13 protein-coding genes are annotated in these 14,461 nt (G+C 70.3%); 6 read left to right on the top strand and 7 right to left on the bottom strand.

The features are described 5' to 3' along the window. Positions 1–82 precede the first annotated feature (82 nt). Positions 83–1,993, bottom strand: a complete 1,911-nt coding sequence (locus ACFV2X_RS14420; protein WP_385615839.1) for a rhamnogalacturonan lyase — start codon at positions 1,991–1,993, stop codon at positions 83–85. A 201-nt stretch (positions 1,994–2,194) separates the two neighbouring features. Continuing rightward, complete coding sequence (locus ACFV2X_RS14415; protein ID WP_385615837.1) at positions 2,195–3,790, bottom strand: sensor histidine kinase; 1,596 nt, start codon at positions 3,788–3,790, stop codon at positions 2,195–2,197. Between the two features lie 126 nt (positions 3,791–3,916). On the opposite strand from ACFV2X_RS14415, the gene ACFV2X_RS14410 reads away from it, so the two are divergent. Both ACFV2X_RS14410 and ACFV2X_RS14405 read left to right on the top strand, forming a co-directional pair. Further along, the gene (locus tag ACFV2X_RS14410; protein WP_385615834.1) at positions 3,917–4,558 is read left to right on the top strand and encodes a LysE family translocator; all 642 of its coding nucleotides are present in this window, start codon (positions 3,917–3,919) and stop codon (positions 4,556–4,558) included. 27 nt (positions 4,559–4,585) lie between these two features. Further along, positions 4,586–5,557: an aldo/keto reductase gene (locus tag ACFV2X_RS14405; protein ID WP_385615832.1), complete on the top strand. Its 972-nt coding sequence runs from the start codon at positions 4,586–4,588 to the stop codon at positions 5,555–5,557. Positions 5,558–5,584: 27 nt separating this feature from the next. On the opposite strand, the gene ACFV2X_RS14400 is transcribed toward ACFV2X_RS14405, so the two are convergent. From ACFV2X_RS14400 to ACFV2X_RS14390, 3 genes are all read right to left on the bottom strand, one after another. Next, positions 5,585–5,935 (bottom strand): MerR family transcriptional regulator, encoded by a 351-nt coding sequence (locus tag ACFV2X_RS14400; protein ID WP_385615829.1) that lies wholly within the window; start codon positions 5,933–5,935, stop codon positions 5,585–5,587. Positions 5,936–5,945: 10 nt separating this feature from the next. After that, the gene (locus tag ACFV2X_RS14395; RefSeq protein ID WP_385616030.1) at positions 5,946–6,677 is read right to left on the bottom strand and encodes an SDR family NAD(P)-dependent oxidoreductase; all 732 of its coding nucleotides are present in this window, start codon (positions 6,675–6,677) and stop codon (positions 5,946–5,948) included. Between the two features lie 101 nt (positions 6,678–6,778). Beyond that, positions 6,779–7,369: an SMI1/KNR4 family protein gene (locus ACFV2X_RS14390; RefSeq protein WP_385615826.1), complete on the bottom strand. Its 591-nt coding sequence runs from the start codon at positions 7,367–7,369 to the stop codon at positions 6,779–6,781. 322 nt (positions 7,370–7,691) lie between these two features. On the opposite strand from ACFV2X_RS14390, the gene ACFV2X_RS14385 reads away from it, so the two are divergent. From ACFV2X_RS14385 to ACFV2X_RS14375, 3 genes are all read left to right on the top strand, one after another. Continuing rightward, complete coding sequence (locus tag ACFV2X_RS14385; protein WP_385615824.1) at positions 7,692–8,630, top strand: MerR family transcriptional regulator; 939 nt, start codon at positions 7,692–7,694, stop codon at positions 8,628–8,630. Between the two features lie 120 nt (positions 8,631–8,750). Then, positions 8,751–9,587, top strand: a complete 837-nt coding sequence (locus ACFV2X_RS14380) for a helix-turn-helix domain-containing protein (protein ID WP_385615822.1) — start codon at positions 8,751–8,753, stop codon at positions 9,585–9,587. A 98-nt stretch (positions 9,588–9,685) separates the two neighbouring features. Next, entirely contained in the window at positions 9,686–10,711 is a 1,026-nt protein-coding gene (locus ACFV2X_RS14375) for an aldo/keto reductase (RefSeq protein ID WP_385615819.1), read from the top strand. 82 nt (positions 10,712–10,793) lie between these two features. Here the strand turns inward: ACFV2X_RS14375 and sigJ are convergent, their stop codons facing one another. After that, the gene (gene sigJ / locus ACFV2X_RS14370; RefSeq protein ID WP_385615817.1) at positions 10,794–11,756 is read right to left on the bottom strand and encodes an RNA polymerase sigma factor SigJ; all 963 of its coding nucleotides are present in this window, start codon (positions 11,754–11,756) and stop codon (positions 10,794–10,796) included. 167 nt (positions 11,757–11,923) lie between these two features. Between sigJ and ACFV2X_RS14365 the strand changes: the two genes are divergently transcribed. After that, positions 11,924–12,637 (top strand): NAD(P)-dependent oxidoreductase, encoded by a 714-nt coding sequence (locus tag ACFV2X_RS14365; protein WP_385615815.1) that lies wholly within the window; start codon positions 11,924–11,926, stop codon positions 12,635–12,637. A gap of 74 nt (positions 12,638–12,711) precedes the next feature. Here the strand turns inward: ACFV2X_RS14365 and ACFV2X_RS14360 are convergent, their stop codons facing one another. Continuing rightward, entirely contained in the window at positions 12,712–14,421 is a 1,710-nt protein-coding gene (locus tag ACFV2X_RS14360; protein ID WP_385615814.1) for a M4 family metallopeptidase, read from the bottom strand. Between the last annotated feature and the right edge of the window lie 40 nt (positions 14,422–14,461).

Here is a 14,461-nt window from a genome sequence, read left to right as displayed (position 1 = left end):
CTCTCCTTTTTCCGATGATCCGTGGGGGGTGCGGATGGAGCTGACTGGTGCTGGTCGTGCCGGTGGTGCGGGGGACGGTCGTTCAGGGGGTGGCGATCTTCGGCCGCGGCGGGGTCGCCATCTTGTTGCCGATGAAGAAGCTGGGGTGCGGCGGCTGGTTGTACGCGGTGTTCTGCCAGGCCAGGGCCTCCCGGTACTGGCGGTCGTGCAGCAGCGTGGTGATCTTCCGGTCGGTCTCGTACGGCGTGGAGTAGATCCGCAGCGCCTTGTTGTCCGACGTCGGCCAGATCACCTCCTCGCGCCAGTCGCCGAGGATGTCGCCGGACAGCGACGGGGTGGCCTTGGTGCCGTTGTTGGAGTGCACCCCGGAGCCGGTCAGCAGCCGGGTGTCGGCGGAGGTGCCGTACTTGTCGATATGCGTGCCGTCCAGCAGCTCACGCACCGGGTCGCCGTCCCACCACGACAGGAAGTTGATCGACGACGGCTTGCGGCCCTTGGCGCCGCCGCCCTCGTCGCGGATCTGGTCGTCCTTCGCGGACCACATCTCGGCGCCGTCGTTGCCCGCCCAGATGTCGCCGGCCACGCCGCGCCCGTTGTCGCCGCTGGCCGCGGTGGACCAAAGCACCTGGCCGGTCCTGGCGTCCGCGAAGTACGAGGACGGCTTGGAGGAGTCCTCGTCGACCTTGAAGTACTCCAGGCCCGGCCGGGACGGGTCCAGGTCACCGAGATGGGCCGCGTCGCCGTGGCCGTTCTTCGTGGTCCACAAGGCGTTGCCGTTGTCGTCCACGGCCATCGAGCCGTAGACGATCTCGTCCCTGCCGTCGGAGTCCACATCGCCGATCGCCAGGGCGTGGTTGCCCTGCCCGTCGTAGCCCTTGCCGCTGTTGGTGGAGCTGTTGGTGTCGAACGTCCACCTGCGGGTGAGCTGCCCGCCGCTGTAGTTCCAGGCGCTGATGACCGTACGGGTGTAGTAGCCGCGCGCCTCGACCAGCGAGGGCTTCGAACCGTCCAGATAGGCCGTGCCGGCCAGGAAGCGGTCCACGCGGTTGCCGTACGAGTCGCCCCACGAGGACACCGTGCCGCGCGGCGGGACGTAGTCGACGGTGGAGACCGCCGCGCCCGTCTGCCCGTTGAACATGGTCAGGAACTCGGGGCCGTCCAGCACATAGCCGCTGGAGTTGCGGTGGTCGGCGGAGGCGCTGCCGATGGTCTTGCCGGTGCCGTCGACCGTACCGTCCGCGGTCTTCATCGCGACCTCGGCCTTGCCGTCGCCATCGTAGTCGTACACCTGGAACTGGGTGTAGTGGGCGCCGGAGCGGATGTTGCGGCCCAGGTCGATCCGCCACAGCCGCTGCCCCTGAAGGGTGTAGCCGTCGACGATGGTGTTGCCGGTGACGCCGGACTGCGAGTTGTCCTTGGCGTTCGTCGGCTGCCACTTGAGGACGATGTCGAGGTCGCCGTCGCCGTCCAGGTCGCCCACCGAGGCGTCATTGGCCTCGTAGGTGTAGTCCGAGCCGCCGGACGGGGGCGAGATCGGCACGTCGTAGTAGCCGGAGCGGAACTGCACGGCGCTCGGCGAGGCGGGCTGCTCCGTGCCGCCCACGATCGCGCGGACGGTGTAGTCGGCGCTGTTGGGGGCGTCCTTGTGGAGGTAGTTGGTGGTGGTGATGGGGGAGGAGTTGACCTTGACGCTGCCCCGGTAGAGGTTGAACGTGACATCGTCCGGGTCGGTGGCCAGCCAGCGCCAGCTGACCAGGTTGTCGTTACCGGTGTGCACGCTGACCAGCCCGCGGTCCAGCTTCTCCAACTGGGCGGCCTGGACGGCGGCCTTGGGAGTGCCGTTCTCCACGCGGCCGGCGGGGGCGGCGTGCGACAGGGCGGCCGGTCCGGTGGTCAGCAGCGCCCCGACGGCGGCCAGGGCGAGCGCGACGCGTCCGGCCCGTCTTGTCCGGGGGCGGGCGGAGGGGGCGGGCGAACCGTGCGGGGGTGCCACGGGACCTCCTGGGGGTGGGGGTGGCGGTGGGGGAGTGCGGGGGGTGGGTGTGGGGGGTGTCGGGGTGTGGTCGCCGCTCTGGCCGGAAAGGTTGCCGTCTCTTTCCGTGGAATTCCCGCGCCGGATTCCCGGACGGAGGGCGCGGTGGGAGCAAGCGCTCTCACTGCCGCCCTCTTCTGTCGGCCGCTGCGCCCTCCGCCCCTACTGCCGACTGGTGACCACGTCTTTGGCGACCAGTCGCCCGTCCGCGAAGCACAGCCGATAGGCGGACCGCCCGTCGTACCTGCGCACCCCGTAGTAAGCGCAGTCCCAGCCGTGGGGCGGCGCGGCGATGCCGTCCGGGGGCCCGTCCATCGTGTACGGCGGCATCCGCGACTCGACGTCGGCACGCGGCTCGCCGATCTCCAGCCGGTCGTAGGTGCGCCGGTCCAGGACCGAGTGGTACTGCGTATAGAAGGTGAACCCGCCCCACAGGACAGCCAGTCCGGCGGTCACGGCCAGCGGCACCGTGATCGACTGCACCAGCCTGCGCCGCACCCGCTCCCGGGCGCGGGCCAGCTCCCGCGCCGACGTGGACGCCGGGGCCGCCGCCCGCTCGGCGACGAGCGCGACCCCGGCCGCGAGCGGCAGCCGCGCCGACACCGCGAAGCCGCCGTCGGCCGACGGCCCGTGGGCCAGCACCCCGCCGGCCAGCCGTACGCGCTCGTCCAGGCCCACCAGACCGTTGCCGCCCGAGGCCAGATCCGGCGGCGAACCGTCCGCCGGGCGCGGCCCGTTGACGACGGACACCGCGATCTCGCCCGCCGCCGGGTCCCGGACCAGCTGGACGCGGACCGCCGCGCCCGGGGCGTGCTTGGCGGCGTTGGTCAGCGCCTCCTGGACGACGCGGTAGACGGCCCGGTCGGCCATGGGCGGCAGGCCAGGCCCCTTCGGGCCGTCTGCGCCCTCCTTGTGTTTCCCGTCCCGCGCCCCGTACTCCAGCTCGACGGCCAGCCCGGAGGACCGCGCGCGTTCCACCAGCGGGCCGACGCCCTCGTCGGCGGGGGCCGTCGGGGCGGGGTCGTCGGCGGTCCGCAGCACGCCGATGATGTCCCGCAGCTGGCTGGTGGCCGTCGAGGCCGCCTCGCGCAGTTCGGCGGCCGCCGCCCGGTGGCGGTCGCTCAGCTCCGGGTCGACCTGGAGGGCGGCGGCGCGCAGCGCGATCAGGGCCAGGTCGTGGCCGAGCGAGTCATGCATGTCCCCGGCGATCCGGGACCGCTCGCGCAGCCGCGCCTGATCGGCGACGGCCCGCTGCTCCCGCTCCATCCGGTCGGCCAGCTCCCAGCCGGCGTGGACCAGGTGGTCGTACTGACGGCGGTAGCGGCCCAGCAGCCACGGCACCACGACGTTGAGCAGCAGCGTGGTCAGCGCGGTGAACCAGGTCCAGACCCCGGCGTCCGTCAACCAGGTGAGCAGCGCGCCCGCCACCGCGAAGGCCGCGAAGAACCACAGCGCGGGCCGCGCGCCCGCCGTCCACCGCCCGGCCAGATAGCCCCACAGCGCCAGCGCCGCCCAGTACGAGGAGGTGTACAGCTCCAGGTTGAGGGCCAGGCTCAGCCCCACCGCGACCGCCAGCCCCACCAGCGGCCGCGTACGCCCCACCACGGCCGCACCCGCCAGCAGCGGAAACCCGGCCAGCAGCACCCACAGCTCGCGCCCGCTCGCCGATGTGGCCTTCAGCAGCACGGGCGCGCAGGCCGTCAGCCACAGGAGCAGGGCCGTCCGCGCGGCGCCACCATGTCGTATCCACCGGATCATGCGCCCCAGCATCCCCCGCGGCGGGCCGGGCGCGCCTCTGACGAAAGTAGGGCTTCGTCCGCCGGCACACACGAGGTGGGGAAAAGGGTTGCGTGGGCGGAGGCCCCGCGTGTTTACATGACCTCCATGGTGTCCACCGACCGCCTCCTCGCCTTCGCGGCCATGTCGTTCCTGCTGATCGTGATCCCCGGCCCCAGCGTGCTGTTCGTGATCGGCCGGGCCCTGGCCCAGGGCCGCCGGGCCGCGCTGACCACCGTCATGGGGAACACGGTCGGCGCGTATGTGCTCGTGGTGGCCGTGGCGCTGGGGGTCGGCACCATCGTGGAGCGCTCGGTCCTCGTCTTCACGGCGCTGAAGCTGGTGGGCGCCGCGTATCTGGTCTACCTGGGGGTCAAGGCGGTGCGGCAGCGGGGCTCGCTGCGGGCCGCGTTCAGCGGAAACGGCCCGGTTGAGCAGGGTGCCCTGCGCACGTTCTGGGAGGGGTTCGCGGTCGGTGTCGCCAACCCCAAGACCATCGTGTTCTTCGCCGCCGTACTGCCCCAGTTCGTCGACCGCGAGCAGGGGCATGTCACGCTGCAGATGCTGCTGCTCGGCCTCGTCTTCAACGTCATCGCCGTAACCTCCGACAGCATCTGGGGCCTCGTCGCCGCCACCGCACGGGGCTGGTTCGCCCGCTCACCGCAGCGGCTGGCCATGGTCGGCGGGGTCGGCGGGCTTGCCATGATCGGTCTCGGCGTCACGGTCGCCGCGACCGGCCGCAAAGAGTAAGTACGCCGACGGAAGGTTGATGAAAAAGTGCACTACCGCGAACTGGGCCGCAGTGAACTGACCGTGTCCGAGATCGGCTACGGCGCCTGGGGCATCGGGGAGTCCAACTGGGTGGGCGCCACCGAGGACGAATCCGTACGCGCGCTGCACCGCGCCATCGACCTCGGCGTGAACTTCATCGACACCGCCCGGGGCTACGGCGAGAGCGAGCGGATCGTCGGCCAAGTCGTCCGCGAGCGGGCCGGCACCGGCGACGACGTGCTCGTCGCGACCAAGGTCCCCCCGAAGAACCGGGTCTGGCCGGCCCCGGACGGCCTGGACCCGGCCGACACCTTCCCCGGTGCGCACATCCGCGAAAGCCTGGAGACCAGCCTGCGCACCAGCGGCCTGGACTACTTCGACGTCCTCCAGTTCCATGTCTGGAGCGACGAGTGGCTCGGCCGCGGCGACTGGCTGGAGACGATCGCCGAGCTCAAGCAGGAGGGCAAGATCCGCCTGTTCGGCGTCTCCATCAACGACCACGAGCCCGACAACGCCCTCGCGCTCGTCACCAGCGGCGCCGTCGACAGCGTGCAGGTGATCTACAACATCTTCGACCAGTCGCCCGCCGAAGCGCTGCTGCCGGCCTGTGTGGAGCACGGCGTCGGCGTCATCGTGCGGGTGGCCCTCGACGAGGGCGGGCTCACCGGCCGCATCACCGCCGGTGCCACGTTCCCCGAGGGCGACTTCCGCAACCGCTACTTCCGCGGCGACCGCCCGGCCCAGGTCGAACAGCGGGTGGCCGCGATCGTCGCCGACCTCGGCATCGCCCCCGACGAGATGGCCGAGACCGCGCTGCGGTTCGTCCTCAGCTCCCCGGCGGTGTCCACGGTCATCCCCGGTATGCGCACCGTACGCAACGTCGAACGCAATACGGCCCTGAGCGACGGCCGCCCGCTGACCGCCGACCAGCTGGCCGTACTCGCCAACCACCGCTGGCAGCGCAACTTCTACAGCTGAGCCGGGCCGTTCACGCACGGGAGGGCGCTAGCCGCCGGCCTGGGCCAGTGCTTCGATGAGACGTTTACGGACGACGTCCAGCGCGGAGATCTTCTCCTCCACATCGGCGAGCCTCCGGGCGATGACCCGCGCGCTCGCGGGACAGACGGGACCGTCGACGATGTCCTGACCGAGACAGGGCAGAAAGGCGCGGATGTCATTGGCGGTGAGGCCGAGCGAGAGCAACAGCTTGATGTTGCCCACCTGCCCGACAGCCGTCTCGTCATACTCCCGGTAACCGTTCGGCGCTCGCTGGGGGTGGAGCAGACCCTGCTGTTCGTAATAGCGCAGTGCCCGAACGGTGGTGCCGACCTCGTTCGCCAGTTCTCCGATCAGCATCGTTCCATCATCATCCAGTCGCGCTCAGCCCGCCGTCGACACGAATGACCGTACCGGTGAGGTAAGCGGCCTCGGGGCGCGTCGCGTTCACGATCCACCAGGCGATCTCCTTGGGCTGAGCGATCCGCCCGAGCGGGATTCGGGCCCGAAGCTCCTTGCCCGCCGAGGCGATCTGCTCGTCCGAGAAACCGGCATGGCTCAGCACCGGAGTCGCCGTTATCCCGGGGGCCACGGAAAGTACGCGAATGCCGCGCGGCGCGAGCTCGACAGCCCATGTGTGGGTCAGGAAGTCCAGAGCCACCTTCGTGGCTCCGTAGATCGAGTTGTTGGCCCAGCCGTAGTGGGGCGGGTTGGACGTCACGTTGACGACGGCGCCACCGGCCTCCAGATGCGGCAGAGCGTGCTGGGTGAGGAACACCGGGGCGAGAAGGTTCGTGGCGAGCTGTTTCCCGGCGGCCTTCCGGTCGATCGCGCCGAGCGGGGCCGGACGAGTGATCGCGGCATTGTTGACCAGAACATCGATGCGGCTGCGGCCGAACGCCTCCACCGCGGCGGCGACGATATCGGCGGGGGCGTTCGGCTCGGCGACGTCGGCCACGAACGTCCGGATGCGCGAGTGTTCTTCGGCCGTCTTGGCCAGGCTTTCGGCAGTCCGGCCGACGATGAGAACCTCGGCGCCCGAGGCGGCGAACTGCTGGGCCGTCGCACGACCGATCCCGGTGCCTCCTCCGGTGATAAGCACTGCCCGGCCGTGAAGGGTGTTTGTCTCGTCCATGCTTGCGACGCTAAGCCTTGACCCTGGCGTCAGGGTCAAGGTCAAGGACGGGTGTGGCCGCCCGCCAGTTACCAGGGCTGACCTGTGGCAGGGTTCAGCTCCGAGTCGTGTCGGCGCTGCTGCTCACGCCAGTTGACGAAGGACCCCTCCTCCGGCAGGACCACGCTGATGGTCTCCTCCTGGAACTCGGCATCGCCGAGGAGCCGCCGAAGGAACTCGGCCATCCCGAAGGGGTGCACCTGGAACGACGGACTGGTGTGCCGCCCGCACACCAGCACCGGCCACCGGTCCGGGTCCTCGTCCGTGGTCAGCCAGCAGTAGATGTCGGCGCCCGTGGTGACGCCCCACGCCACGATGGACTCGGGGTCCACCTCGAAGTCGACCTCGTCCCCGCACATCTCCCAGGTGAGGCGGGCATTCTCGGTCTCCTCCTGCAGGCCCGACCCGTCCGTGTACGTACCGGGCCGTGGTGCCGGCAGCAGAATCACGATCTCCCCGCTGACCAGCCCCGGCCCGTACACCTCCATGAAGCGCACGTAGTCTGCGGGGAACCGTCTCCCCCAGATCCCCTCGACCTCGCTCCAGTCGACCCGCTCGTCCACGCCGTTCGCCACCGGTATGAGCGGCGCAAGCGCCGCCACCGAGTCGTGTCCGCCCACTGGCCTGCTCCTTCTTCTCTCTGAGTAGCCCAAACCTACGCGAACCGCGCTCAGCGCCGGCAAGGGCCTTTCTGGCGCTGTGCAGAAAGCCGCGAGACGGCGCGTAGGCACAGCGAAGCGAAGCGGAGCCCACACCCGCGAGGCCGACGACGAGTCAAGCGGCGTGCACCGTGAGCGGGCTGCGGGCCTGGGCTCGGGGCCGCGTGACCTGATCAGGGGGCAAAGGAAACGTCCTGTTGGCCCGGCGACCGACGCCCGCCGCCGTAAGAGGATAAGGCGGTGGGCTTGAGTCTCCTGTAAGGGGAGACGCGAAGGTAGGGGCATGGACGGCGGCGCGCTTTACTCGATCGGGGACCTGGCCCGGCGGACCGGGCTCACGGTGAAGACCATTCGGTTCTACTCGGATCGCGGGATCGTCGTGCCGGCGGACCGTAGCCCGGCCGGTTACCGGCTGTACGGCGTCGACGCCGTCGCCCGCCTGGAGCTGGTGCGGACGTTGCGTGAGCTGGGGCTGGATCTGGCGACGGTCCGGAAGGTCGTGGACCGGGAGCTGTCGCTGGCGGAGGTCGCGGCGGCGCATGCGGAGGCGCTGGCGGTGCAGATCCGTACGTTGCGGCTGCGGCGGGCGGTGTTGAGTGCGGTGGCGGAGCGTGGGGCGAGCCCGGAGGAGATGGAGATCATGCATACATTGGCCAGGCTCTCCGACGGTGAGCGTCGGCGTCTGATCGACGAATTTCTGGACGCCGTTTTCGGCGGCCTGGACGGGAATCCGGAGTTCGCGGCGGCCAGGCGCTCGATGACGCCCGAGCTGCCCGAGAGTCCGGAGGCGGAGCAGGTACGGGCGTGGGTGGAGCTGGCGGAGCTGGCGCGTGACCCGGAGTTCCGGGCCAGGGTGCGGCGGGTGGCCGAGGAGCACGCGGCGGAGGGAGCCCGGGGGAGTGCCCTGCGGCGCGACGTTGTCGCGGTGGTGCGGGAGCGGGCCGGGGCGGCGCTGGCGGCCGGGGTCGATCCGGCTTCGCGGCAGGCCGACCCGGTTGTCGACGAACTCGTGGGGCACTATGCGGGGATCGTCGGGCGCCCGGGTGACGCCGCCCTCCGGCGTCGGCTGCTGGCCCGCCTCGAGAACGTCAACGACCCGCGTAGGCAGCGGTATGTGGAGCTGCTCGCGCAGGTCAACAGCTGGCCGGCACCGGAGCGGCTGACGCCGGTGCTCGACTGGGCCGTGGCGGCCCTGCGGGCCCGGATGCCCGATGCTGTCTGATCCCGGGCGCCCGGGTGGTGCGGGTACCGACGAATGATCGCGCATTACTGCGGGCTGTCTGCGGATGGATGGATGGACGGACGGGGCGCCTGCGAGGGCTGTGGCGCTAGTGTTGCGGCCATGACGGGGGCGGATCAGGCGGGGGTTCCACGGGTGTCCGTCGACGTGCCGGACGTCGTCGTGGTGGACGGTCGGGCGCAGTCCTACAGCGGCAATGTCCATGAAGAGCTCAAGCTCCTGCTCGTGACCGGCTCCGGCTTCACCATACGCAGGCGCGGCGCGACCTTCCGGGCCGCGCCTGGCCAATTGGTCGTTCTCCACCCGGACGACGCGCATTCCGGGGCGCCGGACGATCCCGGCTCGGCGCGCTGGCTCATCATGTGTGTGTCACCGTCCCTGATCGCCGAGGTCGCCGCGCCTGAGGCCGTGCGGTACGGGGATCCGGTGATCCGGGACGGCGGGCTGGCGGACCGCTTCCGGTCCGTACACGACGCCCTCCACCAGCCTTCGGAGCCACCCGGTTCGGCGCTGAGGCAGGAGACGGGGGTACTGGAGTTCATCTCCGTGCTGGCGCGGCACTCGTACGGCGCCGAGGGCGGGAGGGACACGGGGCGGCGTGTGCCCGAGGTCGTGCGTGAGTACCTGCGGGCGAATCTGGCCCGCAACGTGACGCTGGACGAGCTCAGCGCGGTGTCGGACCTGAGCAAGTACCGGCTCGCACGCGCGTGCACGGCGTGGTTCGGTCTGCCGCCGCACAAGCTGCATCTGCGTCTCCGGCTCGATCGGGCCAGGGACCTGCTCCGGCGTGGCACAGGGATCGCCGAGGTCGCGTACGAGACGGGATTCCACGATCAATCCCATCTGACCCGTGTGTTCGCCGGGGCCTACGGGGTGACACCCGCCAGGTACCAGTCGACGTATCGGGGTACGGAGTGGGCCGGCTGGGCCGTGCGCTGACCCGGGAGGGGCAAGAACGTGCAATACGGCGGGTGACCACGGCAGTTAGTTTCCTTCGCGACGCCAAATTGGCACGAGCGTGGGGATTGGTGATTGTGATGCGTTACCGACTGCTTGGCCGCACCGGGCTGCGGGTGTCCGAAGCGTTCCTGGGCACGATGACCTTCGGCGAGGAGTGGGGGTGGGGCGCCTCCGTCGAGGAGTGTCGCAAGATGTTCACCGCCTACGCGGAGGCGGGCGGGAACGTGATCGACACCGCCAACCGGTACACGGAGGGCAGCAGTGAGCGGATCGTCGGGGAGCTGCTGGGCTCGGACCGCGACCGCTTCGTGGTGTCAACGAAGTACACGCTGACGATGGACGGCACCGATCCCAACGCCAGCGGCAACCACCGCAAGAATCTGGTCCGTTCGGTGGAGGCCAGCTTGCGGCGGCTGGGTACCGAGTACATCGATCTGCTGTGGGTGCACATCTGGGACCCCAACACCCCGATCGAGGAGACCATGCGGGCCCTCGACGATCTCGTGCGGGCGGGCAAGGTGCTGTATGTCGGGATCTCCGACGCACCCGCGTGGCTGGTCTCGCGAGCCAACACCATCGCCGAGTTCCGCGGGTGGGCGCCCTTCGCCGGACTGCAGCTGCCCTACAGCCTGGTCAAGCGCGACATCGAGCGGGAGCTGCTGCCGATGGCCTCGGCTCTGGAACTGTCGGTGGCCGCGTGGTCGCCGCTGGCCGCCGGCGTGCTGTCGGGCAAGTTCACCCGCTCCGGCGCCGATGGTCCCTCCCGGGTCGACCGCTCCGCCGTCTCCGAACGCGACCTGACCATCGCGCGCACGGTGGACGCCGTGGCCGACGAGCTCGGCGTGTCCTCCTCGCAGGTCGCCATCGCGTGGACGCGAGCGCACCGGCCCTGGATCCACCCCATCCTCGGCGCCCGCACCGTGGATCAGTTGACGGACAACCTCGCCGCGATCGACCTGGAACTGCCCGAAGAGGCGGTCAGCCGGCTGGACAAGGCCAGCGCGATCGAACTGGGCTTCCCCATGGAATTCATCCTGGACACCACGACCGACTTCGTCTACGGAACCAGCGGAAAGCAGGTTGACGGCCGACGCGCCGGATGACGGAAGGCCGGCCGCCGGGCGGCGTGTGTGGGCCTGGGCCGCGGTTGGGGTCCTTCTCCCACGGAGATTCGGCAGAAGGGCCCTACCCGTCCGATGCCGCGTCGTCGGCCACATCCCGCCTGACCGCGGAGAGCTTGTCCGGGTTGGTGACGAGGTAGACGCTCGAAATCTGGTCGCCCTCCGGGGTCAGGTCCATGACCATCACGGCGTACGGGGCCTCGCCCGCGAAAATCACCGCCGAGGGGTCGCCATTGACACTCCGGTACTGGATGTCCAGACCCTGCGGGGGGCGGGAGGAGTAGCCGGTCAGCGTGCGGGCGACCTTCTCCCGGCCCTGGATCGGCCGCAGAGCCGACCGTGCCTTGCCTCCGCCGTCGGTCCACAAGGTCACCTCCGGTGCCAGGACCTCCATGAGGGCGCCGACGTCGCCGCCGAGCGCCGCGGAGACGAATCGCTCGGTCGCCTGGCGCTGGACGCGTGGGTGGGCCTGGTAGCGGGGGCGGCGGGCGTGGACGTGTTCGCGGGCGCGGTGCGCGAGCTGGCGGACGGCGGACGGGCTGCGGTCCAGGATGTCCGCGATCTCGGGGTGGGCGTAGCCGAAGACCTCGTGGAGGACGAACACCGCCCGTTCCAGGGGGGTCAGGGTCTCCAGGACCACCAGCAGCGCCATCGACACGGTTTCGGCGCGCAGTGCCCGGTCGGCCGTGTCGGCGGTGTCCGCCGGGGGGTCGGCGGCCGTGTCGGTGACCAGGGGCTCGGGCAGCCACGGCCCGACGTAGGTCTCACGTCGGCGATTGATGCCGGCCCGTCGGGCGAGCGCGTGGTTCACCGCTATCCGCACCAGATAGGCGCGCGGATTGTCGATCTCCGCCATCGACGAGCGGCGGCTTCTGCCCGCCCAGGACAGCCAGGTCTCCTGGAGTACGTCCTCGGTGTCGGCGACGCTGCCGAGCATGTTGTAGACGACGGAGAACAGCAGTTCTCGGTAGCCGACGAACACCCGCGTCGCGGTGTCCGCCGGGCTCTGTGCCGGGCTGTCGGACATGTCATGCCTCCTGTGCGCGCTCCCTGCTGAGAGGCGCCGCGCTGCCGGGAATGTGACATCCGCCCAGGCGATGTGGTCCAGGTCATATGAGGGACCGGGATGTCACACTCGCCGCCGCCGGTGCCCTCTCGGGTGGCAAGACCATCGTCCGTGAGAGGGAGAAACAGGTGAAGCTCGTCATATTCGGCGCGAACGGACCGACCGGGCGGCAGACCACCGAGCAGGCGATCGCCGAGGGCCACACGGTCACCGCCGTCACCCGCCGGCCCGAGTCCTTCCCGCTGAGCGATCCGCGGCTGCGGGTGGTCGGTGCGGATGTGCTGGACCCCGTCGCGGTCGAGCGCACCGTGGCCGGGCAGGACGCGGTGATCTCGACGCTCGGGGTTCCCTACGGCCGGAACCCTGTCACGGTGTACTCCGGGGGCATGACCCACATCACCCGGGCGATGACGGAACACGGCGTCCGCCGTCTGGTCTGCGTGAGCTCGACGGTGCTCTTCGGGACGGCGGCGCCCGGCGAGGGTTTCTTCTTCCGGAAGGTGCTCGAGCCGTTCATCGTGCGCTTCGCCGGGCGCACCGTGTACGACGACATGCGGCGGATGGAGGAGGCCGTGAGCGAAAGCGAGCACGAGTGGACGGTCGTCCGCCCCGCGGGTCTCTTCGATACGAACGCTGTCAGCGACTACCAGGTGGCCACCTCACGCCTTCCCGGCCGGTTCACCTCGCGTGCCGATCTCGGAAACGCGCTGCTGCGCCAGGCGGTCGGCGACCGCCATCTGCGCGCCTTCATCGATGTGCGCACCACGGAAGGTGTGCCGAGCCTCCTCGATGTCATCCGGAAGGAAGCGTTCGGCGGAGGGGACAAGAGGGAGAAGAGCTGAGGCCGGAAGGCCGGGCGGGCGGTGCGCCCGCCCGGCCCCACCAGCTCGGGTCTCAGTGCGTCACCGCACGTTGATCACCGTACGTTGATGCCGCCCCAGGCGTTGTTGACCGCCTTGTACTCCGCGCTGGTCCCGCCGTACAGGGCCTTCGCCGCCTTGAGCGTCGCGGTGCGCGCCTTGGCGTAGTTGGTGGTGGAGGTCATGTACGTGGTGAGCGCCTTGTACCAGATCTTCTCGGCCTTGGCGCGGCCGATGCCCGTGACGGTGCGGCCGTCCTTGGTCGGGCTGTTGTAGGTCACGCCGTTGATGACCTTGCGGCCGCTGCCCTCGGAGAGCAGGTAGAAGAAGTGGTTGCCGGGCCCGGAGGTGAAGTGCGGGTCGTCCTCGGCGATGCTGCTGGACCAGTAGTCGTAGGACATGCCGTCCTTGCTGGGCTTGTCCATGTAGCGCAGCGGGGTGCCGTCCCCGTTGATGTCGATCTTCTCGCCCATGAGGTAGTCGCCGGGGTCGTTCGGGTTCTTGGCGTAGAACTCGACGGCCGTGCCGAAGATGTCGGAGGTGGCCTCGTTGAGGCCGCCCGCCTCGCCGCTGTACTCGAGCTTCGCGGTGGCGGCGGTCAGACCGTGGCTCATCTCGTGGCCGGCGACGTCGAGCTGGGTGAGCGGCTTCTTGTCGCCTTCGCCGTCGCCGTACGTCATGCAGAAGCAGTCGTCGTCCCAGAAGGCGTTGACGTACTCGTTGCCGAAGTGGACGCGCGAGTAGGCGGCCTTGCCGTTGTTCTGGATGCCGTTGCGGCCCAGGACCTTCTTGTAGTAGTCCCAGGTCATGGCCGCGCCGTAGTGGGCGTCGACGGCGGCGGTCTGCGCGATGGTCGGCTTGCCGTTGCCCCAGACGTCGTCGGCGTCCAGGAACTTCGACCCCCTGCCGTCTTCGGCGTGCTTGAGGTTGTAGGTCATATGGCCGCCGCGCGCGGTGTCCTTGAGCAGGTACTGGGTGCCGCTCTTGGTGGTGCCGAGGGTGACCTTGCCGTTGTGCTGCCCGGTGCCGGTGCCGTTCTGGACGGCCTGGAACTGGTACAGCTTCTTGCCGGTGTCCGCGTCCGTGATGACGTGCAGCTTGCTGGGCGTGCCGTCGTCCTGGAAGCCGCCGACCACGGTCTCGTACGCGAGGACGGGCTTGCCGGAGGCGGCCCAGATGACCTTCCGGGGGGTGGCGGAGGTGTCCGCCTTGTCGCCGGCCTCGGTCTTTGCCACCCCTACGGCGGTCCGCTCGGCAGCGGCCGGGGCGACGGCCGCCGTGGTGTCGGCCACCTTGATCTTGGCGTCGGTGGCCTTGGTGACCTCCTCGGTCTCGCCGTCGGCGGACTTGTGGACGATCAGATCGCCGCCGAGGACGGGCAGTCCGTCGTAGGTGCGCTCGTACCGGGTGTGGACGGTGCCGTCTGCGTCCTTGATGACGTCCCGTACGACCAGCTTCTCCTTGGCGCCGAGCCCGAGGGACCGGGCGGTGCCGGCCGTGGCGGCGTCGGCCTCGCGCAGCAACTCGGCGCGGACGGAGGGGGAGAGGGCGAGGGACTGGGCGCCCTTCACGGTGGGCGGGGGCGGCGGGGTGGCCGCGCCCGCGGTGCCGGCCGTGGCGCCGGCCGCGATGAGGGCTCCGGCGAGCGTCGCCGCCCCCGCGGCGACGACGGTACGGGAGCGCTTGAACGCGGTGGCGCGGGAGGTGCGGGATATGCCGGAGGTGCGGGACGAGCCGGATCTGCCGGAGGTCGAGCCTTGCGTCACGTTGTCTCCTGTTGCTGTGGGGTGCCGGGTGCCGAAGGGG

This window comes from Streptomyces sp. NPDC059679 (assembly GCF_042734105.1).
Lineage (GTDB): Bacteria > Actinomycetota > Actinomycetes > Streptomycetales > Streptomycetaceae > Streptomyces.
Note: the sequence above shows the minus strand (reverse complement) of the source record. Positions and strands in the feature narration are given on the sequence as shown.